The organism is Pseudomonas sp. NPDC089734 (assembly GCF_044748865.1).
Lineage (GTDB): Bacteria > Pseudomonadota > Gammaproteobacteria > Pseudomonadales > Pseudomonadaceae > Aquipseudomonas.
The window spans coordinates 33,359-57,626 of the sequence record NZ_JBIVGV010000007.1 but is presented as its reverse complement, the minus strand read 5'-3'; the positions used below and the strand labels follow the sequence as shown (position 1 = coordinate 57,626).

22 protein-coding genes are annotated in these 24,268 nt (G+C 59.6%); 15 read left to right on the top strand and 7 right to left on the bottom strand.

Annotated features, from left to right (window positions below; genetic code table 11):
- Positions 1–316 precede the first annotated feature (316 nt).
- The 4 genes from phaC (ACIPY9_RS11135) to ACIPY9_RS11120 all read left to right on the top strand — a co-directional run bounded on the left by phaC (ACIPY9_RS11135) (position 317) and on the right by ACIPY9_RS11120 (position 5,545).
- Positions 317–1,996: a class II poly(R)-hydroxyalkanoic acid synthase gene (gene phaC, locus ACIPY9_RS11135; protein WP_400700472.1), complete on the top strand. Its 1,680-nt coding sequence runs from the start codon at positions 317–319 to the stop codon at positions 1,994–1,996.
- Between the two features lie 135 nt (positions 1,997–2,131).
- A complete protein-coding gene (gene phaZ / locus ACIPY9_RS11130) occupies positions 2,132–2,989 on the top strand; it encodes a poly(3-hydroxyalkanoate) depolymerase (protein ID WP_400700470.1) in 858 nt (285 codons plus the stop codon).
- Positions 2,990–3,153: 164 nt separating this feature from the next.
- A complete protein-coding gene (gene phaC, locus ACIPY9_RS11125; protein ID WP_400700468.1) occupies positions 3,154–4,836 on the top strand; it encodes a class II poly(R)-hydroxyalkanoic acid synthase in 1,683 nt (560 codons plus the stop codon).
- A 94-nt stretch (positions 4,837–4,930) separates the two neighbouring features.
- Positions 4,931–5,545 carry a TetR/AcrR family transcriptional regulator gene (locus tag ACIPY9_RS11120; RefSeq protein WP_400700466.1) on the top strand — a complete coding sequence of 205 codons (615 nt, stop codon included), beginning with the start codon at positions 4,931–4,933 and terminating at the stop codon, positions 5,543–5,545.
- Between the two features lie 44 nt (positions 5,546–5,589).
- On the opposite strand, the gene ACIPY9_RS11115 is transcribed toward ACIPY9_RS11120, so the two are convergent.
- From ACIPY9_RS11115 to ACIPY9_RS11105, 3 genes are all read right to left on the bottom strand, one after another.
- Complete coding sequence (locus tag ACIPY9_RS11115) at positions 5,590–6,345, bottom strand: phasin family protein (protein ID WP_400700464.1); 756 nt, start codon at positions 6,343–6,345, stop codon at positions 5,590–5,592.
- Between the two features lie 10 nt (positions 6,346–6,355).
- On the bottom strand, positions 6,356–6,829 hold the full coding sequence (locus tag ACIPY9_RS11110) for a phasin family protein (RefSeq protein WP_400700462.1): 474 nt from the start codon (positions 6,827–6,829) through the stop codon (positions 6,356–6,358).
- A gap of 218 nt (positions 6,830–7,047) precedes the next feature.
- Positions 7,048–7,326, bottom strand: coding sequence for a polyhydroxyalkanoic acid system family protein (locus ACIPY9_RS11105; protein ID WP_400700460.1), 279 nt, complete (start codon positions 7,324–7,326; stop codon positions 7,048–7,050).
- 144 nt (positions 7,327–7,470) lie between these two features.
- Here ACIPY9_RS11105 and ubiE point away from each other — a divergent pair, with 144 nt between their 5' ends.
- The 11 genes from ubiE (at position 7,471) to ACIPY9_RS11050 (ending at position 17,664) form a co-directional block, all read left to right on the top strand.
- Positions 7,471–8,241: a bifunctional demethylmenaquinone methyltransferase/2-methoxy-6-polyprenyl-1,4-benzoquinol methylase UbiE gene (gene ubiE / locus ACIPY9_RS11100; RefSeq protein WP_400700458.1), complete on the top strand. Its 771-nt coding sequence runs from the start codon at positions 7,471–7,473 to the stop codon at positions 8,239–8,241.
- Positions 8,241–8,864 carry an SCP2 domain-containing protein gene (locus ACIPY9_RS11095; protein WP_400700456.1) on the top strand — a complete coding sequence of 208 codons (624 nt, stop codon included), beginning with the start codon at positions 8,241–8,243 and terminating at the stop codon, positions 8,862–8,864. Before ubiE ends, ACIPY9_RS11095 begins: the two co-directional genes overlap by 1 nt.
- On the top strand, positions 8,861–10,480 hold the full coding sequence (ubiB, locus tag ACIPY9_RS11090) for a ubiquinone biosynthesis regulatory protein kinase UbiB (RefSeq protein ID WP_400700454.1): 1,620 nt from the start codon (positions 8,861–8,863) through the stop codon (positions 10,478–10,480). Before ACIPY9_RS11095 ends, ubiB begins: the two co-directional genes overlap by 4 nt.
- Positions 10,481–10,547: 67 nt before the next feature.
- The gene (gene hisI / locus ACIPY9_RS11085; RefSeq protein ID WP_400700452.1) at positions 10,548–10,940 is read left to right on the top strand and encodes a phosphoribosyl-AMP cyclohydrolase; all 393 of its coding nucleotides are present in this window, start codon (positions 10,548–10,550) and stop codon (positions 10,938–10,940) included.
- Between the two features lie 2 nt (positions 10,941–10,942).
- Complete coding sequence (locus tag ACIPY9_RS11080; protein WP_400700450.1) at positions 10,943–11,275, top strand: phosphoribosyl-ATP diphosphatase; 333 nt, start codon at positions 10,943–10,945, stop codon at positions 11,273–11,275.
- A gap of 40 nt (positions 11,276–11,315) precedes the next feature.
- On the top strand, positions 11,316–11,579 hold the full coding sequence (locus ACIPY9_RS11075; protein WP_400700448.1) for a twin-arginine translocase TatA/TatE family subunit: 264 nt from the start codon (positions 11,316–11,318) through the stop codon (positions 11,577–11,579).
- 4 nt (positions 11,580–11,583) lie between these two features.
- Positions 11,584–12,018: a Sec-independent protein translocase protein TatB gene (gene tatB, locus ACIPY9_RS11070; RefSeq protein ID WP_400700446.1), complete on the top strand. Its 435-nt coding sequence runs from the start codon at positions 11,584–11,586 to the stop codon at positions 12,016–12,018.
- Positions 12,015–12,812 (top strand): twin-arginine translocase subunit TatC, encoded by a 798-nt coding sequence (gene tatC / locus ACIPY9_RS11065; RefSeq protein ID WP_400700444.1) that lies wholly within the window; start codon positions 12,015–12,017, stop codon positions 12,810–12,812. The genes tatB and tatC overlap by 4 nt, the downstream gene beginning before the upstream one ends.
- A complete protein-coding gene (locus ACIPY9_RS11060) occupies positions 12,809–13,516 on the top strand; it encodes a 16S rRNA (uracil(1498)-N(3))-methyltransferase (RefSeq protein ID WP_400700442.1) in 708 nt (235 codons plus the stop codon). The genes tatC and ACIPY9_RS11060 overlap by 4 nt, the downstream gene beginning before the upstream one ends.
- Before the next feature lie 170 nt (positions 13,517–13,686).
- Positions 13,687–15,522, top strand: coding sequence for a methyl-accepting chemotaxis protein (locus ACIPY9_RS11055; protein ID WP_400700978.1), 1,836 nt, complete (start codon positions 13,687–13,689; stop codon positions 15,520–15,522).
- 189 nt (positions 15,523–15,711) lie between these two features.
- Positions 15,712–17,664, top strand: coding sequence for a methyl-accepting chemotaxis protein (locus ACIPY9_RS11050; RefSeq protein WP_400700440.1), 1,953 nt, complete (start codon positions 15,712–15,714; stop codon positions 17,662–17,664).
- A 60-nt stretch (positions 17,665–17,724) separates the two neighbouring features.
- Here ACIPY9_RS11050 and mdoH read toward each other — a convergent pair whose 3' ends face one another.
- The 4 genes from mdoH to pip all read right to left on the bottom strand — a co-directional run bounded on the left by mdoH (position 17,725) and on the right by pip (position 24,037).
- A complete protein-coding gene (mdoH, locus tag ACIPY9_RS11045) occupies positions 17,725–20,307 on the bottom strand; it encodes a glucans biosynthesis glucosyltransferase MdoH (RefSeq protein WP_400700438.1) in 2,583 nt (860 codons plus the stop codon).
- Positions 20,300–22,270: a glucan biosynthesis protein G gene (locus ACIPY9_RS11040; protein ID WP_400700436.1), complete on the bottom strand. Its 1,971-nt coding sequence runs from the start codon at positions 22,268–22,270 to the stop codon at positions 20,300–20,302. The genes mdoH and ACIPY9_RS11040 overlap by 8 nt, the downstream gene beginning before the upstream one ends.
- Before the next feature lie 264 nt (positions 22,271–22,534).
- A complete protein-coding gene (gene dtd / locus ACIPY9_RS11035; protein WP_400700434.1) occupies positions 22,535–22,972 on the bottom strand; it encodes a D-aminoacyl-tRNA deacylase in 438 nt (145 codons plus the stop codon).
- Between the two features lie 93 nt (positions 22,973–23,065).
- Positions 23,066–24,037: a prolyl aminopeptidase gene (gene pip / locus ACIPY9_RS11030; protein WP_400700432.1), complete on the bottom strand. Its 972-nt coding sequence runs from the start codon at positions 24,035–24,037 to the stop codon at positions 23,066–23,068.
- Positions 24,038–24,268 lie beyond the last annotated feature (231 nt).

Below are 24,268 nucleotides of genomic sequence, written 5' to 3'. Positions count from 1 at the left end.
GAAGCGCTTTCTAATTCATTTTGTTTCAATGCCCCGCGCAGCGGTCAACGACTGACGCTGCTTGCGATTTTTTGAAATCTCGCGTAACCAATGACCTTGGCAAATTCCCTGCGTCACGTCGATGCATGAAAAGCAGTATGCAAGCAGTGGTCACACGAAGCGCAGTTGTTCAGGTGCCTTCGCGGTCGCTTGCATGAGAGCGGGGATTTGGCTGCCAAGCCATCATCGGTCACACGAGCAGTAGTACTGGCATTCAGCCTGTGTCACTGGTTCACAGGCAAGTCAGTACTCGTCTCAGGACAACGGAGCGTCGTAGATGAGTAGCAAGAACAACGATGACCTGCAGCAGCAAGCCTCTGAACACACCCTGGGGCTCAACCCGGTGGTGGGGCTGCGCCGCAAGGATTTACTGACCACCGCTCGCATGGTTCTGCGCCAGGTAATCAAACAGCCCTTTCACAGCCTCAAACATGTCGCTCATCTGGGCACCGAAATCAGAAGTATCGTGTTCGGCAAGTCCGCCTTGCAGCCTGCGGCCGATGACAGACGCTTCGTCGACCCGGCCTGGAGCCAGAACCCTCTGTATCGCCGTTACCTGCAGGTGTACCTGGCCTGGCGCAAGGAACTGCATGAATGGATCGATGGCAGCAGCCTCACCCCTCAGGACATCAGCCGTGGTCATTTCGTGATCAACCTGATGACCGAAGCCATGTCCCCGACCAACACCGCCGCCAACCCTGCAGCGATCAAACGCTTCTTTGAAACCGGCGGCAAAAGCGTGCTCGACGGCCTGGCGCATCTGGCCAAGGACCTGGTGAAAAACGGCGGCATGCCGAGCCAGGTCAACATGGATGCCTTTGAAGTCGGCAAGAACCTGGGCACCACAGAAGGCTCGGTGGTGTTCCGCAACGAAGTCCTGGAACTGATTCAATACAAGCCCATCACCGAGCAGGTCCACGAGCGCCCCTTGCTGGTCGTGCCACCCCAGATCAACAAGTTCTACGTGTTTGACCTGAGCCCCGAAAAGAGCCTGGCGCGCTTCTGCCTGAGCAGCCATGTGCAGACCTTCATCATCAGTTGGCGCAACCCGACCAAGGCTCAGCGCGAATGGGGCCTGTCGACCTACATTGAAGCGCTCAAGGAAGCCGTCGATGTGGTGCTCGCCATTACAGGCAGCAAAGACCTCAACATGCTCGGCGCGTGCTCGGGCGGTATTACCTGCACGGCACTGATGGGGCATTACGCAGCGCTGGGCGAGCAGAAGGTCAACGCCCTGACCCTGCTCGTCAGTGTCCTGGATACCACGCTGGACACCGAGGTTGCCCTGTTCGTCGACGAACAGACCCTGGAATCGGCCAAGCGCCATTCCTATCAGGCAGGCGTACTGGAAGGCCGCGACATGGCCAAGGTGTTCGCCTGGATGCGCCCCAACGACCTGATCTGGAATTACTGGGTCAACAACTACCTGTTGGGCAATGAACCCCCGGTCTTCGACATTCTGTTCTGGAACAACGACACCACTCGCCTGCCCGCCGCCTTTCATGGCGACCTGATCGAGATGTTCAAGAACAACCCGCTGACTCGCCCCAACGCCCTTGAGGTCTGCGGCACGCCCATCGACCTGAAACAGGTCACCAGCGATGTGTTCTGCCTGGCAGGCACCAACGATCACATCACGCCCTGGGCGTCGTGCTACAAGTCGGCCCGCCTGTTTGGTGGCAAGACCGAGTTCGTGCTCTCCAGCAGCGGCCATATTCAGAGCATTCTCAACCCGCCGGGCAACCCCAAGGCCCGCTACATGACCAACACCGAACTGCCTGCCGAGCCATCGGTCTGGCAGGAGAACGGCACCAAACACACCGACTCCTGGTGGCTGCACTGGCAAGCCTGGAAAACCGAACGTTCAGGCAAGCTGAAGAAGACACCTGCCACACTCGGCAGCAAGGCATACCCGGCGAGCGAAGCGTCACCGGGTACATACGTTCACGAACGTTAGGCTCATCGAATAGAGCGACTGCGCGTTGCCGGGGCCAGGACGCAAGTACCGGCAGCAGACATGGGACCGCTCCCGGTCGATCGGGTAAAAGCGCAGGACGGCTTTCCCGGCGGTTTAACCAACAGGGCTTAGCGTATGCCTCAACCGTTTGTTTTCCGCTCCATCGATCTGGACGGTCATACCATTCGCACTGCGGTGCGGCCCGGCAAGAGCCATCTGACGCCCTTGCTGATCTTCAATGGCATCGGGGCCAACCTTGAGCTGGTGTTTCCCTTTGTCGAGGCTCTGGACCCGGACCTCGAAGTCATTGCCTTCGATGTGCCGGGGGTCGGCGGCTCTTCGACGCCCAGTCGCCCTTATCGCTTTCCCGGTCTGGCAAAGCTGGCCGCGCGGATGCTCGACTACCTGGATTACGGCCAGGTCAATGCAATCGGCGTGTCATGGGGCGGCGCACTGGCTCAACAGTTTGCCCACGACTACCCCGAACGCTGCCGGAAACTGGTACTGGCCGCGACCGCGGCCGGCATGATCATGGTGCCGGGCAAGCCTCGGGTTCTGTGGCTCATGGCCAGCCCTCGTCGCTATATCCAGCCGTCTCATGTGATCCGCATCGCGCCGGAAATCTACGGCGGTGCCTTTCGTCGCGACCCGCACCTTGCCGCCAATCATGCGGCCAAGGTGCGCTCGTCCGGCAAGCTGGGCTACTACTGGCAACTGTTTGCCGGCATGGGCTGGACCAGCTTTCACTGGCTGCACAAGATCCGCCAGCCCACGCTGGTCCTGGCCGGTGACGACGACCCGCTGATTCCCCTGGTAAATATGCGTCTGCTGGCTTGGCGGATACCCAATGCCCAGCTACACATAATCGATGACGGCCATTTGTTTCTCATCACAAGGGCCGAAGCCGTTGCACCCATCATCATGAGTTTTCTACAGCAAGAGCGCCAACGCGCTGTCATGCACCCACAGCCCACACCACCCAAAGGGCATTGATTCGACCTGTCGTACTCAAGGAAGCCGGAGTGCTTCGAGAACAATTCGCTTCACCGACTGCGCCCACGGACCGGAGTGTCGAACAGCGCAGAGCGACGCACGCTACCTGACAGGCGCGTGCGTCAGTCTATTGGTTGATGGCTTGACGAAGGAGTGTTGCCCTCATGCGAGACAAATCAACGAAGGTTGCCACCACCCCGGCGACGTTCATAAATGCACAAAGCGCCATTACCGGATTGCGTGGCCAGGACCTCTTCTCCACCCTGCGCACCGTGGCCGCCCAAGGCTGGCGTCACCCGCTTCGCAGCGCACGACATGCACTGGCACTCGGCAACCAGTTGGGGCGCGTGCTTCTACTGGGTGAAATGCCCCACACACCCAACCCTCGCGACAGCCGCTTTGCCGACCCGACCTGGAGCCTGAACCCGCTTTATCGTCGAGGCCTGCAGGCTTATCTGAGCTGGCAGCATCAGGTCAAACTCTGGATCGACGACAGCGACCTGTCCACGGACGACCGGGCGCGTGCGCACTTTCTCTTCGCCCTGATCAATGATGCGTTATCGCCCTCCAACACCCTGCTCAACCCGCTGGCGATCAAGGAGATGTTCAACTCCGGCGGCAGCAGCGTGCTCAAGGGCCTGAGCCACATGGCCGACGATCTGCTGCACAACAACGGCCTGCCCAGCCAGACCACCAAGGATGCCTTCGAGATTGGCAGGACCGTCGCCACCACGTCCGGCGCCGTCGTGTTTCGTAACGAGCTGCTGGAACTGATCCAGTACAAGCCGATGAGCGAAAAGCAATACGCCAGGCCGCTGCTGATCGTCCCGCCACAGATCAACAAGTTCTACATCTTCGACCTCAGCCCCACCAACAGCTTCGTGCAGTACGCATTGAAAAACGGCCTGCAGACGTTCGCCATCAGCTGGCGCAACCCCGATGTCCGCCATCGCGAGTGGGGGCTGTCCAGCTACGTCGCAGCGACCGAAGAAGCCATGAACGTATGCCGGGCGATCACCGGAGCGCGGGAAGTCAATCTGTTGGGTGCCTGTGCCGGCGGCCTGACCATCGCGGCACTGCAAGGCCATTTGCAGGCCAAGCGCCAGATACGCCGTGTCGCCAGCGCTACCTACATGGTCAGTCTGCTGGACAGCCAGATCGAAAGCCCCGCCACGCTGTTCATCGACGAAGAAGCCCTTGAAGCGGCCAAGCGGCGCTCGTATCAACGCGGCGTGCTGGACGGCAGCGACATGAGCCGGATCTTTGCCTGGATGCGGCCGAACGATCTGATCTGGAGCTACTGGATCAACAATTACCTGCTGGGCAAGGCTCCACCGCCGTTCGACATCCTGTACTGGAATAACGACACCACGCGCCTGACGGCCGCACTGCATGGTGATCTGCTCGATTTCTTCAAGCACAACCCGCTCAGCCATCCGGGAGGCCTGGAAGTGTGCGGCACGCCGATCGACCTGCAAAAGGTGACCGTGGACAGTTTCAGCATTGCCGGTATCAACGACCACATCACCCCGTGGGATTCGGTCTACCGCTCAACCCTGCTGCTGGGCGGCGAACGACGCTTCCTGCTCGCCAATAGCGGCCATGTGCAAAGCATCCTCAACCCGCCAGGCAATCCGAAATCGAATTTTGTCGAGAACGGCCAGCTCAGCAGCGACCCGCGTGCCTGGTATTACGATGCCAAACACCATGACGGCAGTTGGTGGCCCACCTGGCTGAAATGGATTCAGGAGCGCTCCGGCACCCAGCATGAAACCCGAATGGAACTGGGCAACGCTCACTACCCGGCCATGGAGGCTGCACCTGGAACCTATGTGCATGTGCGCTGAAACGTTGTTGCAGAAGCGGACTGACCGTCACCACCGCTTCTGCAGAACAGCCGGATGACGACCGACTGCCCTGAAACCCGAACAAGAAGACAGGATGAAAACCCGCGACCGCATACTTGAATGTGCCTTGACCCTGTTCAACCAGCAAGGCGAACCCAATGTCTCAACCCTGGAAATCGCCAACGAACTGGGCATCAGCCCCGGCAATCTCTACTACCACTTCCATGGCAAGGAGCCGTTGGTCATGGGCCTGTTCGAGCGTTTTCAGGTCGAACTGACGCCTCTGCTCGACCCTCCCGCCGATGCGCGCCTGAACGCCGAGGACTACTGGCTGTTCCTGCACTTGATCGTCGAGCGCCTGTCGCACTACCGGTTTCTGTTCCAGGACCTGTCCAACCTGGCCGGTCGCCTGCCCAAACTGGCACGGGGTATCCGCAACCTGCTCAACGCACTCAAGCGCACGCTGGCCTCGTTGCTGGCCCGCCTCAAATCCCAGGGTCAACTGATCAGCGAAACCCGGGCGCTGGGCCAACTGGTGGAACAGATCACCCTGACGCTGCTGTTCTCACTGGACTATCAGCGCATTCTGGGGCGAGAAGGGGAAGTGCGGGTGGTGGTCTATCAGATCATGATGCTGGTCGCCCCCCATCTGGTGCCGACGTCGAGACAAGCGGCCGAGGAGCTGGCGATGCAATACCTGAGCCGATAAGCCCGACCTGACAGGCAGGTCGGGCTGTCACGCGGCAACCGATATCAGGCCTGACTGGCCGGAGTTGCCGGTGGAGGGGTCGAAGGTGCGGCCGGGGTGGCAGCCGACGCAGGTGCCGCCGATGCCGCCGGTTTGGCCGCTGGCTTTTTGGCAGCTGGTTTTTTCGGAGCCGGTTTGGCAACCGATCGGGCTTTGCTCGCCGTCGCAGCAGCGGTCTTGCTGACGGCATCAACCGGCTTGGCGGCCGCTTTCTTGACCGCCGGTTTGGCGGCTGCCGTTTTGCTCGCCACCTTGCCTGCGGCCTTCTCGACCGATTTGGCTGCGGCCTTGACCAACGGTTTTGCCGTGGTCTTGGCAGCTGTCGAGCGGGACGCAACCGGTTTGACCGTTGCACCGGTCAGTTGCTCGATTTGCCGGGTCAACTGGTCGACCTTGGCATGCAACGCCTGGACTTCATTGCGGCTCGGCACGCCCAGGCGCGAAATGGCACTGTTCAGACGCTTGTCGAAAGCGCTTTCGAGTTCATTCCATTTGCCCAGTGCGAGGTCCTTGACGTCGCCCACACGGGACTTGGCCGCTTTCGCAGTGCCCTTGACGGTGTCGAGCTGCTTCTCGGCTTCGGCCTTGGTCTGCTTCTCGGCCTTTTCGCCATCTTTTACCAGTGTTTCAAATAACTTACTGCCGTCATTGCTGATCTTGGAGTAAGCGCCCAAACCAGCCAGCCAGATCTGGCGAGAGTATTTTTCAACCTCGCCAATCCAGGAGCTGCCTTCTTTTTCAACTTTTTTCTTGCCAGCCATCCTGCTCTCCTTATTGTTCAGGCTCGATACGTTCAAGCTTTTTAGGCTCGGCACGCTCGAGCTTTTTAGGCCCGACACGTTCAAGCAATGCCGTCAGCTCATCGAGCTTAGCAGAGAGTGTCTCGACATCATGCTTGGAAGGGATGCCAATACGGTTCAAGCCCTTGGCAACACGGCGATCGAAGGCACTTTCGATCTTGTCGAGCTGAGCCTCCACGCGCCCTTTGACGCCTGAGACCTCACCCTTGATCGAATCGATTTCACTGTTGGCCGCTTCCAGCTTTTCATCGACAGCCTTCTTGGCGTCTTTCTGTACCTGCTCGCCCGTCTTGATCAACTCCCTGACGTACTCGGTACCTTCCTGATTGGCCTTGGCATAAGCGCCCAGGCCCGCCAGCCAGATCTTGCGGGCATACAGCTTCACTTCGGAAAACGCTGTTGCCTGCTCGTCTTCAATCTTTTTCTTCAAAGTAGCCTTGGCCATGCTGCACCTCACGCTCGAAAGTTTAAGGAACCGTCCTTTACGGGACATGACTCAAAAATACGGAGAAAAATTAGAATGCTCACCCTAGTGTCGGGTAAGCCATTTCCGGATTGGGCGGGTGTGTGCTGTAGGAGCGAATTCATTCGCGAATGGGCCAACACATTCAAAAGGCATATACCAACGGATACTGCTTTCGCGAATGAATTCGCTCCTGCACCTCAGGCAACCAGCGCCTTGTCCAGCACGCGCTCCACTTCGGACTTGATCGAGCCGCTCATGGCCGACAGGAAGAAGTTCAGTTCGATGCTGATGCGAATCAGCGCATCCTCGACTTCCACCTTGCCCTTGGCCCCCTTGCCTTCAAGCTTGACGGTATCCCCGACCCATTCGTGGGCCAGCCCGTACTTTTCAGCCAGTTTCTCGACCAGTTGTTCTGCCCTCTCCCGCGCCTTGTCACGGCCCAGGGTGTGTGGGCGTTCAACAGTTATTTTCGCCATTGGAGAGTTCCTTTTTGATCGGTTGAATCGCGGCGCAACTATAACAGCCACTGAGGCCCAAGAAAGCCTTGAGGGTGAGCCTTGTCAAGACAAAGCCAGCCCTGGCGATTAGAATGTCCGGCATTCTATTCTGGCGGCAGCGATATGAACGATCAGCGCAAAGGTAGCGATACCGAACCCACCACTCACTTCGGCTACAAAAACGTACCGGAAAGCCAAAAGGCCGAGAAAGTCGCTGAGGTTTTCCACTCCGTAGCGGCCAAGTACGACCTGATGAACGACCTGCTGTCCGGCGGCATGCACCGGCTCTGGAAGCGTTTCGCTATCGAGCTGTCCGGCGTACGTACCGGCAACCGGGTACTGGATATCGCAGGCGGAACGGGCGACCTGACCCGCAAGTTCTCCCATCTGGTCGGCCCGACCGGCCACGTGGTGTTGGCCGACATCAACGCATCGATGCTCAAGGTCGGTCGCGATCGCCTTCTGGACCTGGGTGTTTCGGGTAACGTCGAGTTCGTCCAGGCCGACGCCGAGAAACTGCCATTCCCCGACAATCACTTCGATTGCGTGACCATCGCCTTCGGCCTGCGCAACGTGACGCACAAGGAAGACGCCCTGCGTTCCATGCTGCGTGTGCTCAAGCCCGGTGGCCGTCTGTTGGTGTTGGAGTTCTCCAAGCCGACCAACAAGCTGATGTCCAAGGCCTATGACGCTTATTCGTTCGCCTTCATGCCGCTCATGGGCAAGCTGGTAACCAATGACTCGGAAAGCTATCGCTACCTGGCCGAGTCGATCCGCATGCACCCGGACCAGGAAACCCTCAAGTCGATGATGGTGGAAGCCGGTTTTGACCGCGTGACCTATCACAACATGACGTCAGGCATCGTCGCCCTGCATCGCGGCATCAAACCCTGATGTTGCTCCGGGGTCTGCTCGTCGGCGTCGAGCACGGCATCAATCGTGTGCTGCGCATGGACAGCACGGCACTGCCGCGCCTCGCCGGGCTGGCTGGCAAGGTGATAGCCATCGACTGCCGCGATCCGGCACTGCAAGTATTCATCCTGCCCAGCGACGAAGGCCTGCTGCTGGCCGCCGACTGGGCTGCCGACACCGATTGCACCTTGCGCGCCCCGGCGACCAGCCTGCTGCGGCTGGCACTGAGCCAGGACAAGACCGCTGTGCTGCATGGCCCCGATGTCGAACTGGACGGTGACAGCGCGATATTGCTGGAACTGACAGGCATCCTTCAGGACCTGGAGCTGGACTGGGAACATGAAATCTCCCGCTGGCTCGGCCCGGTCGCCAGCCAGTTAGTCAGCAGCCATCTGCGCAGCCGTGCCAGCTGGACCCGTGATAATTTCATCACCCTCAGCCAGAATGTGGCCGACTACCTGAGTGAAGAGTCACGCACGCTGGTCGGCACGCATGAAGCCGAAGCCCGCTTTGCCGAACTCGATCAGATCAAAATGGATCTGGAACGTCTCGAGGCGCGCTGTGCACGTCTCGCCCAATCCCTCAACTCCAGCGATAACGCATGAAGCTGCTTGCCGTCCGCCGTCTGTTCCGCATTCAACGTGTCGTGATCCGCTACCGCCTCGATGATTTGCTCTTCGCCCTGCCCCTTCCCTGGTGGATGCTGGCCGTGCGCTTTGCGCTGCCCTGGCGCTGGTTTCCGCGCAAGACCACGGATCTGAGCCGCGGCGCACGCCTGCGCCTGGCACTTCAGGACCTCGGGCCGATCTTCATCAAGTTCGGCCAGTTGCTCTCGACCCGGCGCGACCTGCTGCCCGAAGACATTGCCGACGAATTGATGCTGTTGCAGGACCGCGTCCCACCGTTCGACCAGCAACTGGCCGTGCGACTGATCGAAGAACAGCTGGGCGCAAGAATCAGCGACGTCTTCAGCCGTTTTGACGTAGCCCCGCTGGCCTCGGCTTCCGTGGCCCAGGTTCATGCCGCACGCCTCAAGAGCGGCGAAGAAGTGGTCGTGAAGGTCGTGCGTCCCGGCCTGAAACCGATCATCAGCCAGGACCTGGCTTGGCTGTTCATCCTGGCTCGCACCGCCGAGCGCCTGTCTGCCGATGCCAGGCTGCTGCACCCGGTGCAGGTCGTCAGTGATTATGAAAAGACCATCTACGACGAACTGGACCTGCTGCGCGAAGCGGCTAACGCCAGCCAGCTGCGCCGCAACTTCGAAGGCTCGGAGCTGCTGTATGTGCCGCAGGTCTACTGGGACTGGTGCCGTCCTAAAGTGCTGGTCATGGAGCGTATCTACGGGATTCAGGTCACTGATCTGGCGACACTGGCCGATCAGCGGACCGACATGAAAATGCTGGCCGAACGCGGGGTCGAGATTTTCTTCACCCAGGTGTTCCGTGACAGCTTCTTCCATGCCGACATGCACCCGGGCAATATTTTCGTCAGCACCGTCAGCCCATGGAGCCCGCAGTACATCGCCATCGACTGCGGCATCGTCGGCAGCCTGACGCCTGAAGACCAGGATTACCTGGCGCGTAACCTGTTTGCCTTTTTCAAGCGCGATTACCGCCGGGTGGCGCAACTGCACATCGATTCCGGCTGGGTACCCGCCGAAACCAAACTCAACGAGTTCGAGGCAGCGATTCGTACTGTTTGCGAGCCGATTTTCGAGAAGCCGCTCAAGGACATTTCCTTTGGTCAGGTGCTGATGCGTCTGTTCCAGACGGCACGCCGCTTCAACATGGAAGTCCAGCCACAACTGGTACTGCTGCAGAAGACCCTGCTCAATATCGAAGGCCTGGGCCGTCAGTTGTACCCGGACCTGGACCTCTGGACCACCGCCCAACCCTTTCTGGAGCGCTGGATGCGTGAACGGGTCAGCCCCAAGACCCTCTTCCACAACCTGCAGACCCAGGTCGAGCAATTGCCGCATATCGCCGGCATGACCCGCGACCTGCTGGAGCGTATGTCCCGTCCCCACGCAAACGATCCTCAACCGCCCAGGCATGAGCGCTCCGATGGCTGGGCACTGCGCCTGATCGGAGCCGCACTCCTGAGCGGTGGAGCGGTGCAGGTCTGGGCACTGAGCGCCGCCGGCCTGCCGCTGCTGACCCTGACCGCATGGCCAATAGGCATCATGCTGGTTGCCGGGCTGTATCTGATCGTTCGCCGATAGCCAGCGACGCACGTCACTGGCACACTGTTCAACCCGCCGGGATCGAAGCCCGGCTGCCGGAGTAGTTATGAAAGACTGGCTGGACGAAATCAACTGGAACGAGGACGGCCTGGTGCCTGCGATCGCTCAGGATCACAAGACCGGACGCGTCTTGATGATGGCCTGGATGAACCGCGAATCCCTGAGCCTGACCGTTGCCGAAAACCGTGCAATATATTGGTCGCGTTCGCGTGGCAAACTCTGGCGTAAAGGCGAAGAGTCGGGCCACGTTCAGCATTTGCATGAGCTGCGCCTGGACTGCGACGCCGACGTCATCATCCTGGTGGTCGAGCAGGTGGGCGGTATTGCCTGCCATACCGGGCGCGAGAGCTGCTTCTACCGGGTGTATGAAAACTCGGGCTGGAAGACTGTCGAGCCGGTGCTCAAGGACCCGGATGCCATTTATCACGCAGGACACTGAACATGACTGATACCTTGTCCCGTCTGGCCCAGGTGCTGGAATCACGCAAGGGCGCCGCTGCCGACAGTTCCTATGTCGCCAGCCTGTACCACAAGGGCTTGAACAAGATTCTGGAAAAGGTCGGTGAAGAATCGGTCGAAACCATCATTGCCGCCAAGGATGCCGCCATCAGCGGCGACTGCAGCGATGTCATCTACGAAACCGCTGACCTCTGGTTTCACAGCATGGTAATGCTGGCAGCACTGGGTCAGCATCCACAGGCCGTGCTCGATGAGCTGGACCGCCGTTTCGGGCTGTCCGGGCATGCAGAAAAAGCTGCACGCACGGCGGACTAACACCTGTCTTCAAGTTTGAATTTTCTTCGAGGAATGCTTCATGGGTATTTTTGACTGGAAACACTGGGTCGTCATTCTGATCGTTGTCGTGCTGGTATTCGGCACCAAGAAACTCAAGGGCCTGGGGAGCGATATCGGCGAGTCGATCAAAGGCTTTCGCAAGGCCATGAACGACGACGAAAAACCGGCCGAACAACCGACCGCTCAACCGCAGCAGTCGCAGGCTTCGCCTCTGAACCAGCCGCACACCATCGACGGTCAGGCACACAAGGTCGAAGAGCCGCCTCGTAAAGATCAGGTTTAAGCCCATGTTCGGTATCAGCTTCTCTGAACTGCTGCTCGTGGGCCTGGTGGCCTTGCTGGTGCTTGGCCCCGAACGCCTGCCAGGCGCGGCCCGTACCGCCGGTCTGTGGATCGGGCGCCTGAAACGCAGCTTCAATGCGATCAAACAGGAAGTTGAACGTGAAATCGGTGCCGACGAAATCCGTCGGCAACTGCACAACGAGCACATTCTGTCGCTGGAAGAAGAGGCCCGGAAGATTTTCTCGCCTCAACCCGAGCCGGAGCCTGCCGCCGAGCCACAGAACGAACCCGAACCTGCATCGACCCATGAAATCGGCCCGGCAGAACCCGCTCCCAAGAGCCAACTGTCTCTGGAGAAGCGCCCGAAACAACCGGCCACCCCGGTAGCGGCCTCTCAGCCTTCCGCCCACGATTCGTCACTGCCCCCACGAGCCCCATGAGCGATATCCCGGAAAACGATCAGCAAATGCCGCTGATCTCGCACCTGACAGAATTGCGTACACGCCTGCTGCGCTGTGTGGCGGCGGTGTTCCTGATTTTTGCCGGCCTGTTCTACTTCACCCAGAAGATCTACACGCTGGTGTCGGCCCCCCTGCGGGTCTACCTGCCAGAAGGCGCGACGATGATCGCCACGGACGTGGCCTCGCCGTTCATCACGCCGTTCAAGCTGACCATGATGGTGGCGCTGTTCCTGTCCATGCCGGTCATCCTGCACCAGATCTGGGGCTTCATTGCGCCGGGCCTGTACAAGCATGAGAAGCGTGTGGCCGTTCCACTGCTGGTATCCAGCATCATCCTGTTCTACGCCGGCATGGCCTTCGCCTACTTCCTGGTCTTCCCGCTGATTTTCCACTTCTTCGCCAGCGTGACCCCGGAAGGCGTGTCGATGATGACTGACATCGCCAGCTACCTCGATTTCGTCATGACGCTGTTCTTCGCCTTCGGTGTCGCCTTCGAGATTCCTGTGGCTGTCGTGCTGCTGGTCTGGATCGGCATCGTGGAAGTCAGCTACCTGAAGAAGATTCGCCCCTACGTCATCATCGGTTGCTTCGTGGTCGGCATGATCCTCACGCCGCCGGACATCTTCTCCCAGACCTTGCTGGCAGTCCCCATGTGGCTGCTGTTCGAGCTGGGCGTGCTGTGTAGCTCGATGATCAAGAAGCGTGGCGAACACCCGGACGACCAGCCCGAAGACGCCGACAAGCAAGACCAGCCGCCTGCGACACAGCCGTGAACCTGCTGCTGCTTGAAGAGGCCGACTTCATTGCGGCCGACAGGGTCATCCTGCGCGACCGCCGCCTGACGCACATGCAAGAGGTGCATCGCGCAGTGGTCGGTGACAGCCTGCGCGTCGGTCGTATCGGAGGCCTGCTGGGCACCGCCGAACTGTTGCGCCTGGAAAGCCGTGAGGCCGAGCTGCGCATCAGCCTTGATACCCCGCCGCCAGCCAAACTGCCATTGACTCTGCTTCTGGCACTTCCACGCCCCAAGATGCTGCGCCGCGTGTTTCAGACGGTCGCGACCATGGGCGTGTCGAAAGTCGTATTGCTCAATAGCTACAGAGTTGAGAAAAGCTTCTGGCAGACCCCTTTTCTGGAGCCGGAAGCCATCCGCGAGCAGTTGATCCTGGGGCTGGAACAGGCCCGCGACAGCATCCTGCCCGAGATCGTGATCGAAAAGCGTTTCAAGCCGTTCGTCGAAGACCGCCTGCCACAACTGGCCCAGAATACTCTGGGCCTGGTGGGGCACCCCGGCGATTTTCCGGCCTGCCCGCGAGCCGTCGAACAACCGGTCACGCTGGCCATCGGCCCGGAAGGGGGATGGATTCCCTATGAAATCGACCTGCTCCGGAAATCAGGACTGCAACCGGTACAACTCGGGGAGCGGATCCTGAGGGTGGAAACCGCCGTGACCGCCTTGCTGGCCCGTCTGTTCTGATGCTTTATTTGTCGGGTAAATCGCTTCAGTTTTGTGACCGCTGGCCGATGTAGAAGCGGATCTATAAAAATAGATATTGAGGAGTCGTCATGTATCGCTGGTTCGCTCGAAGTCTCGCCAATGCGAGTGTAAGTTTGAAATTGGCGATCGGATTCGGTCTGGTCCTGTTATTGACCCTGATGATTACGGCCACGGCCTGGCTCAGCACCCAGAGCCTGATCTCTCGCGGCGACCGCGTGGCGGCCATCACCGACATCAACACCATGACACTCGAGCTGCGCATCAATCGCATGCGTTATGAAGTCCTGTACAACGCCGAGACAGCGTCAGCCGTGGTCGCCAACCTCGACAAGCTCGACGCAGCCCTCAAGAAAGCACGTTCGCTGCTTCGGTCAGCCGAGAACATCAAACGCCTCGACGCCCAGATTCAAAACGCTGCCGAGTACCGTCAGGCATTTGCCGAAATGACCAAGGCCATCGAAACCCGGGAAGGCACTCGCAGCCTGATGGGTGACAATGCCGACAAGGCCGTTGATGAAGTCAACAAGATCGAAGCCGAGCTGTTGAAAGAAGACAACATTCTGGCCTTCAACAATATTGTCGGGGCCAGCAAGCAGATCCAGCAGGCGCGCTTTCAGGTGCGTGGCTACACCTACAGTGGCCGCCCCGAGTTCGAGAAGAATGCCAATGCCGCCATCGATGAAGCGATGACGGGCATCAATACCCTGGCCGGTGATATTTCCTCGTCCTTCCTGCCCATGTTGCAACGGGCCATTGAAGGCCTCAAAGGCTATCGCTCAGCCGTCGGCCAGTATCGCGATGCACAGGCCGCCAGCAAGGTTGCACTGGAGAAAATGACGGCGCTGGGCATAAAAATGCTGGCCCTCAGCGATGAGATGATCAAAGGGCAGACGGCAAGCCGCGATGAGGAAAGTGCTCAGGCCGTCATGATGATTGCCATTGCCACCGCCCTGGCGCTGGTGTTCGGCATCCTGGCCGCCTGGGTCATCACGCGTCAGATCACCGTTCCCCTGAACCAGACTCTCACCGTGGTAGAACGCGTGGCATCCGGCGACCTGAGCCGGGACATGAAAATCGACCGCAGCGACGAACTCGGCAAGCTGCAAGGCAGCATTCAGCGCATGACGCTCAGCCTGCGCGAGCTGATCGGTGGCATTCGCGACGGTGTAACCCAGATCGCCAGCGCGGCCGAAGAGCTGTCCGCCGTCACCGAACAGACCAGTGCCGGGGTCAACAGCCAGAAGGTCGAGACCGATCAGGTCGCCACGGCCATGCACGAAATGACGGCGACGGTGCAGGAAGTTGCCCGCAATGCCGAAGAAGCGTCGGAAGCCGCTGTAGCCGCCGACCAGCAGGCCCGCGAGGGTGAGCGTGTGGTCAAGGAAGCGATTTCCCAGATCGAACGCCTGGCCTCGGCCGTGGGTAACTCCAGCGATGCCATGGGCGCGCTCAAACTGGAAAGCGACAAGATCGGCAGTGTTCTGGACGTGATCAAGTCGGTGGCCGAACAGACCAACCTGCTGGCCCTCAACGCGGCCATCGAAGCCGCTCGCGCCGGTGAAGCCGGTCGTGGCTTTGCCGTGGTGGCGGACGAAGTCCGGAGCCTGGCGCAACGCACCCAGAAATCCACCGAAGAGATCGAAGCCCTGATTGCCAGCCTGCAGAACGGTACACAGCAGGCCTCCAGCATCATGGACAGCAGCCGCGACCTGACCAGCAGCAGCGTGGACCTGACCCGCCGTGCTGGCGACTCGCTGGGCAACATCACCCGGACCGTGTCCGCGATCCAGTCGATGAACCAGCAGATCGCCGCCGCTGCCGAGCAGCAAAGCGCGACGGCCGAAGAGATCAACCGCAGCGTTCTCAACGTGCGCGACGTCTCCGAGCAGACCTCCGCCGCCAGTGAAGAAACCGCCGCGTCCAGCGTTGAGCTGGCACGCCTGGGCAACCATCTTCAGGTGTTGGTAGGCCGTTTCACCATCTGACCGGAACAGGAAGCGGTGCCAGCACCGCTTCCCTCTCTCCAGACGTGACTCCCGTCACGCTCGATCCCTTCTCGGAACTTTCCTACGACCTCTTCAGGTCTCGCACTCCTCTTCTCCGCCGATGCGCTCATGACGCATGCCTGACCTTGTTTCGGGCCTGCCTTTGTTCGCTATCGCAGGAGAAATCCAATGTTTCGATGGATCAATCACGCACTCGACAACCTGAGCGTAAAACTCAAACTGTCCCTGGGCTTTGGCCTGGTGCTCTTGCTGACGCTCGCCATCACTCTGACAGGCTGGCATGGCCTGGACACCATGATCGAACGCTCCGAATCCATGTCTGCCATGGGCCAGCTCAGCAACCTGACCAAAGACCTGCGCGCCGAGCGCATCCTCTTTCGTGCCGAAAACACCCAGGAAAATGCATCCCGAGTGATCGAGCGGCTCAACGAGCTAGAGGCACAACTGACGACACTGCACAGGGAAACGGACGATGCAAAAAGCCTGGCGCTGCTCACTGAGCAGAGCCAGATCGTCAGCCGTCTGGAAAAGACCTTTTCAGATCTGGGTCTTGATCGCAAGGCACGAGACCAGTCACGCGCACAGCTGGAACAACAATCGGAGCAGGCCATTCAGGCGGTAGCACACATCGAGAGCGAAGTGCTCAAGGCCGTGAGTCAGGAACAGGACAACAACGAGCGGCTGGAGGAGTTCACCAATATCTCCCAGCTCAAACACCAGATCCAGATGGCCCGCTATCAGGTTCAGGCCTACACCTTCACAGCCAGAGAAGCCGATGAGGTAGCGGCCATTGCCGCCATCGACGAAGCGCTCAAGGAAGTGCAGCAGATTTCACAGGATCAGGCCGAAGACAACCTTCAGGGGCTCAAGCCCGCCAGCGAGGCATTGCAGCAGTATCGAGAACAACTGACCCACTTCAAGAATATCCAGATCAAGGTCGAAGCCCTTCAGGAAAGCATGGAAGAGTCGGGCGACAAGATGCTGGACTCGGTGGCCCGGCTGATCAGCCTGCAAGGTAGCCAGCGTGATGTCGAGGCCGCAGGCTCTCGAAGCCTGCTGGTCAGCGTGGCAATCCTGGCCTCGATCATGGGGCTGTTGGCGGCCTGGATCATGACACAGCAGATTACCGTGCCGCTTCAACAGACCTTGAATGCTGCCACCCGTATCGCCAAGGGAGACCTGAGCAAGAACCTGGAGGTCGAGCGACAGGATGAAATGGGCCAGCTCCAAGACAGCATGCAGAGCATGACACTCAGCCTGCGCGGGCTGATCAGTGGCATTGGCGACGGGGTCACCCAAATCGCCAGTGCCGCCGAACAGCTTTCGGCGGTGACCGAACAGACCAGTGTCGGGGTCAACAGCCAGAAGGACGAAACCGATCAGGTCGCAACCGCCATGAATCAAATGGCCAATACCGTGCAAGAGGTCGCACGCAATGCACAGGAAGCCTCTCAGGCGACCAGTAATGCCGGTCAACAAGCCCGAGAAGGCGCTCAGGTGGTCGGTCAGGCCATCAGCCAGATCGAGCAACTGGCCAGCGAAATGATCAATTCGACCCAGGCCATGAAACGACTCAAGCAGGAAAGCAGCAAGATCGTAGGGGTTCTCGACGTCATCAAATCGGTTTCACAGCAGACCAACCTGCTGGCCCTCAACGCGGCCATTGAAGCCGCACGTGCAGGCGAGGCCGGGAACGGTTTTGCCGTGGTCGCCGACGAGGTTCGAGGCCTTGCGCAACGCACGCAAGAATCGGCGGAAGAAATCGAGGAGTTGATCGCAGCCTTGCAGAATGGCACCCAGCATGTGGCCGCCACCCTGGACAGCAGCCGCAGCCTGACCGACAACAGCGTCGAACTGAGCCGTCAGGCGGGCAGTGCACTGGAGCAGATCACACGAGCGGTGACCGCCATTCAGGACATGAATCAACAGATCGCGATTGCCAGCGAGCAACAGAGTGCCGTGGCCGAGCAGATCAACCGTAGCGTGCTCAGCGTACGCGACATCTCCGAACAGACCGCCGCGGCCAGCGACGAAACGGCTGCCTCAAGCGTTGAGCTGGCCCGACTGGGCACGCATCTGAGGGAATTGGTGGGGAGGTTTCGGGTGAATCAGGAGAGATAGCATTCGCGGATGAATCCGCTCCTACAGACTGTGCAGGAGCGGACTCATTCGCGAAACAGCTTATGCCAGAGCCGGCTCTTGCGCCTGTTTGACCGGCTGAAGCGGCAGCAGAGGCGCATGTGGATCGGCATCGACCGAAGCCTTCCAGGCCGCCAGCCACTCGGCGTGCCCTGTGCTCCAGACCTGCTCATGCAAGCGGCCAAGGGCAACAGGGTCGCTCAGCAGCATCAGACGCTCATGGTTGCTGAGCTTTTCAGGCCCGACCGTCAGTGCATGCTCGACACGCTCCTGACGCATCTCCTCGACAGGCCGCGCCAGACGGTGACGAGACGTTGCCAGCGCACACGCCAGGGCGTTCTGCTGCGGGTCGACAACGGCACGAATGAAACCGTCCTTCAGGGCATGCCAGCGGTTCTCGTGGGTGTACTGATCGGTGGAAACCAGTTCCTGAGGCGTTTCGTACTCTTCCGGAATCAGGAAGAAGCTCTCGTCACGCGCCTTGAGGCCCAGCTTGGTACGGCTGGAAATCACCGATACCGGAATCGACAGCATCAGGGACACCACGATCGGCGCAAGCCACCACAGGAAGCTCGGGTTCAACCAGGCCACCAGCAAGGCCCAGCAGGCACCCAGCAGGGTCTGAGGACCATGGCGCTTGATCGCTTCGATCCACGGCGTGGAGTCATCGTCACGCTGCGGAGAGTTCCAGGTCGCCGCCCAGCCCAGGAAGGCAGCCAGAACGAAACGGGTATGGAACAGCATACGCACCGGAGCCAGCAGCACCGAGAACAGCATCTCCAGCAACATCGAGACCGTGACCTTGAACTTGCCACCAAACGCCTTGGCACCCTTGGCCCAGATCAGGATGACGCTGAGCAGCTTGGGCAGGAACAGCAGGACAATGGTGGTCGAGAACAGTGCGACGGCCTTTTCCGGGTGCCATTGTGGCCACAACGGGTACAGCTGACGCGGTTCAAGGAAGTAGGTCGGCTCCATCAGTGTGTTCACGGCCAGCAGGGCGGTGGACAACACCAGGAAGAAGAACCACAACGGCGCTGACAGGTAGGACATCACGCCCGTCAGGAACACCGCACGGTGAACCGGGTGCATGCCCTTGACCAGGAACAGCCGGAAGTTCATCAGGTTACCGTGGCACCAGCGACGGTCACGCTTGAGTTCGTCCAGCAGGTTCGGCGGCAACTCTTCGTAACTGCCCGGCAGATCGTAGGCAATCCACACACCCCAGCCGGCACGGCGCATGAGCGCAGCCTCAACGAAGTCGTGGGAAAGAATCGCACCGGCAAACGCCCCCTTGCCCGGCAACGGCGCCAGGGCGCAGTGCTCGATGAACGGTTTCATGCGGATGATCGCGTTGTGACCCCAGTAGTGGGATTCACCCAACTGCCAGAAGTGCAGGCCGGCCGTGAACAGCGGGCCATAGACGCGGGTCGCGAACTGCTGCATGCGGGCATACAGCGTGTCCATGCCCGAAGCACGTGGCGCGGTCTGGATGATACCGGCGTCCGGCGTGGCTTCCATCAGGCGCACCAGACTGGTCAGGCACTCACCGCTCATCACACTGTCGGCATCGAGCACGACCATGTAGCGGTAATCGCCACCCCAGCGACGGCAGAAGTCATCGAGGTTACCGCTCTTGCGTTTGACGCGACGGCGGCGACGACGATAGAAGATCTTGCCGAAACCACCGGTTTCACGGCAGACGTCGAGCCAGGCTTGCTGCTCGGCCACGGCGATATCGGTTTCGTTGGTGTCGCTGAGCACGAAGAAGTCGAAGCGGTCCAGATCGCCTGTGGCAGCCACCGACTCGAACGTCGCACGCAGACCGGCAAATACCCGGGGTACGTCTTCGTTACAGATCGGCATGACCAGGGCTGTGCGCGCACCGGCCTCGATCGGCTCGTTACCGGCGCTGGCACCGGAAATCCGGTACTTGTCACGGCCGGTGAGCAATTCGAGAAAGCCCATCAGCGCCGTCCAGAAACCGGCCGACACCCAGCAGAACAGGATGCCGAACAGCAACAGGATGCTGGTCTGCAAGGCATAGGGCAGAACCTGCAAGGCGGTCTGCACGAAGGTCTGGCGAGTGATTTCGTCCAGTGAAACCAGCGACCAGCCCTGATACGGCAGAATGCCTTTCATGTACCAGCCCGCGATGATGGTCTGACCCAGCATCAACAGCAGCAGGATGTAACGACGGATCGAACCGACCGTACGCCAGCGCGCCTTGGGCAGATCACGGGGCAGATCGCTGTGATCGGGCTTGGGCGGGTTGGTCTTGCCGGTCAGGCGCCGCCAGCCACGTACCAGAATGTTGGTACGCCACGGCTCTGGCACCACCTTCGTACGCCGGATCGGCGGCGTGGCCTTCAGGCGAATGCGACCACTGGCATCGACGTCGAGCATTTCGGCGTCCTGCAGCTCGTCAGCCGTGGACAGCGTCAGGCGACGACCCACCGAAGCCTGGGCGACTTCGGCCTTGTCGCCGACCGGCTGTGCGGAAAGACGTTCATGCAATTCAGCGAACGACGTGCAGCTGGCCAGTTCGGCCCGCTGCTCGTCAGTCATCGGCAGGTGTGCCAGGTACTCGTTCAGAGACTCTGGCACGGGTAGAGAATTACTCATCGCTTGGCAACTGGTAGCTCCAGGTCTCGGTCATGACTTGCAACGTCTTGGCCGGCTCCGGATGGGTGGGTGCTGCCTCGGCTTGAGGCTGCTTGATCTCTTTACCGTCCTTGTCCTTAGCCACGTCAGCTTTCGCTACGTCAGCCTTTTCAGCCTTCGGAGCATCCGCTTTCGGTGCATCGGCTTTCTTGGCCGGGTCAGCCTTGGCGGCATCTGCCTTGGCTACGTCGGCCTTGGCCGCTTCAGGCTTGGCGTCGCCTGCCTTGGCCGCATCGGCTTTGGCTGCGTCGGCCTTGGCGACTTCTGTCTTGTCGTACTTGGCGACTTCCTTGACGGCAGCCACTTTCGAGACTTCCTTCACTTCCTTCGCCGGCTTCTTGTCTTCTTTGTCAACGACAAGCAACGCAGGTTCCTTGCCCGGCTCGGCAGGAATCTCACGCAACAGGTAGGCACGCATTTCTGTCGGCTTGCTGCGGTCCTTGACCTTCACGCGCAGGGTCAGGCGATAACCCTTGGTCACCGGGTTATAGCGCAGGTTGTTCTCGACCAGCTCGACGTTGTCGTCGGTCGTCACCTGGCTGCGGATGGTCTTGTCTTCAGGCAGTGCGGCCAGCACCGGACCGACGAAGTCGACCAGGAATGCCAGGCTGCCATCAGGCTGACGAATCAGGTTGGACTGCCTTACGTCACCGATGGAACGCTGGGTCTGCTTGACCCAGCCCAGATCAGGCGAGTGAATGGCATTTTCCTGCATGGTCCAGTGCAGACGGTAGTTGAACTCCATCGGCTCACCGGGAGCCGCCAGGGTTTCAGGCTTCCAGAACGCAACGATGTTGTCGTTGGTCTCGTCGGCTGTCGGGATTTCCACCAGATCGACGGTGCCCTTGCCCCAATCGCCTTTCGGCTCGATCCAGGCGCTTGGACGCTTGTCATAACGGTCATCGAGGTCTTCGTACTGGCTGAAATCACGACCACGTTGCAACAGACCGAAGCCACGCGGGTTCTCGACCGAGAAGCTGCTGACGGCCAGGTGTTTAGGGTTGTTCAGCGGACGCCAGACCCACTCACCGTTGGCAGCCTGGATCGACAGACCGCTGGAGTCGTGCAGTTCGCGACGGTAGTTAGGCACACGCGATGGCTGGTTGGCACCGAACAGGAACATGCTGGTCAGCGGAGCCACGCCCAGCTTGGTGACGTTTTCACGCAGGAACATGCGCGACTTGACGTCCACCAGGGTGTTGGTCCCCGGACGCAGGGTCAACTGGTAGGCACCGGTGGCACGAGGCGAATCGAGCAGGGCGAAAATCACCAGATGGTTGTCGTCCGGGCCCGGTTTTTCGATCCAGAACTCTTTGAAACGAGGAAATTCTTCGCCGGACGGCAAGGCAGTATCGATTGCCATGCCACGGGCGGACAGTCCATAAACCTGACCCTTGCCGATCACGCGGAAATAGCTCGCGCCCAGCATGGTCATGATTTCGTCCTGCTTGTCATCCTTGTTGATCGGATACAGGACGCGGAAACCCGCATAGCCCAGCTTGTCAGTGGCTTTCGGGTCGATCTTGATGTCGCCGAAATCGAAACGGCTCGGGTCGTACTTGATTTCTTCGACAGTCGTGGCCGTGACTTCGTTGATCTTGACCGGCGTGTCGAAGTGCATGCCCTGGTGATAGAACGACAGTTTGAACGGCGTCTTGTCAGTCGCCCACTCTGCCTTTTCTTCACGGAAGCGGATCTTCTGATAGTCCGCGAACTTCATGTCACGCAAATCGGCTGGCAGATTGCTCTTGGGAGCCTCGAACTTCTGCCCGGCCATTTCTTTGGCCTTTACCGCTACATCATCAAGATTGAATGCCCACAGCTGGCCTGAACCTAACAGGCAGACCAGAGCCGAGCTTGCCAAAAGCGCACTACGCAACCGCTTGACAGGTGTCTTTGGAGCATCACAGGGACTAACAATCACGAGCAACCCTCGCCGAAAACAGATGAAAAAACCAACGGCCAGCTATCAGATGCCGGGTTGGCGAGCATTGTTCCGACTCCGAATGGGCTTAATGATTCCCCAATCAATGTCAGAACCCGCTTCTGATATACCAAGCGGACCAACCGGGGTTGGTCCTCGTAGCGCGCGATTATCCAGTAGCACGCGTCACAACGCACCATGTATGACAAAGAATTTCTCACGCGCTGGACTCATGAATCCGGGGCGTGGAGAGAACTCATATTGTCAGGTATCCAACAAAAATGTCACAGGGCCATCATTTACGAGGTGAACCTGCATATCCGCACCAAACTGGCCCGCCGCAACCACCGGATGTGCACTTCTGGCCTGTGACAACAGGTAATCGAACAATTCAGCGCCCAGCGCGGGAGGGGCAGCCTTTGAAAAGCTCGGACGCATGCCGCTCCTGGTGTCGGCGGCCAGCGTGAATTGCGAAACCAGCAGCAACCCACCGCCCACATCACGCAACGACAGGTTCATCTTGCCTTCATCATCACTGAACACCCGATAATTGAGCAGCTTATGCAGCAACTTATCGGCACTGGCAATCGTGTCTTGAGGCTCTACCCCCACCAACACCAGCAAGCCCTGATCGACAGCGCCTACCACTTCTCCAGCCACTTCCACGCGCGCACTTCGCACACGCTGCAACAAGCCTTTCATAAATAAGGAATCCCATCATGCAGACTGTGTGGGAGCGAATTTATTCGCGAAGACAGCACTGGCCTCTTCGCGGATAAATACGCTCCCACAGGGTTATGCTTCTTCGGGCGGCAGATCCAGCAAGCGCCGGGCAATCTGTGAAGCCGCACGGACCAGCGCATCGGTGATACCCGGCTCGGAAGCCGCATGCCCGGCATCGCGAATCACCTGCAACTCACTGTTGGGCCAGGCCTGATGCAGCTCCCAGGCGTTGTCCAGCGGGCAAATCACATCGTAGCGGCCGTGAATGATGATGCCAGGCAGATGGGCGATCTTGGGCATGTCGCGAATCAGCTGGTTTTCTTCAAGGAAGGCATTGTTGGTGAAGTAATGGCACTCGATGCGCGCGATGGACAAGGCGCGCTGAGGCTCGGCAAAACGGTCGACCACTTGCGGGTTGGGCCGCAGGGTGGCGGTTCTGCCCTCCCAGGTGGACCATGCCTTGGCGGCGTGCATCTGGGCGATCTGATCGGCACCGGTCAGGCGCTTGTGGAAGGCCGCCAGCAGATTGTCGCGCTCGTCCAGCGGGATCGGGGCGACATAATCCTGCCAGTAATCCGGGAACAGACGGCTGGCCCCCGCCTGATAGAACCATTCGATTTCCTGCGGACGGCACAGGAAGACACCCCGCAGAATCAGGGCGTGAACACGATCAGGGTGGGTCTGGGCGTACGCCAGCGCCAGGGTCGAGCCCCAGGAACCGCCAAACAGCACCCACTTTTCGATCCCGAGATGCTCGCGAATGCGCTCGAGGTCTTCGATCAGGTGCCAGGTGGTGTTGTTCTCGAGGCTTGCATGAGGCGTCGAGCGGCCACAGCCGCGCTGGTCGAAGGTGACAATACGGTACAGATTCGGGTCGAAATAGCAGCGACTCTGTGCATCGCACCCCGCCCCCGGCCCGCCATGGATGAACACGACAGGCAACCCTTCGGGCGAGCCGCTTTCATCGACATAAAGCACATGCGGCTGCTCCACCGCCAGATCGTGCCGGGCGTAGGGTTTGATCTGCGGGTACAAAGTCTGCATACATGCTCCATAAGTCCAGTTCAGGGGCGTCTATCATCCTGCCGTTGGGCATCATAAACCCGAAACGACGAATCGGCATGCTGCACATTGCAGATCAGGCTGGAACAAACGATGCAAGCGTTTTGCCAATTGCTCTGGGTCGCGAACCACAGGCCTGCGTCCGGGTCGAAGCCTGACTGGTCTCTTTCCCTTATTTAATTTTTTTCAGGAAATAACTGACGACACGCCTAC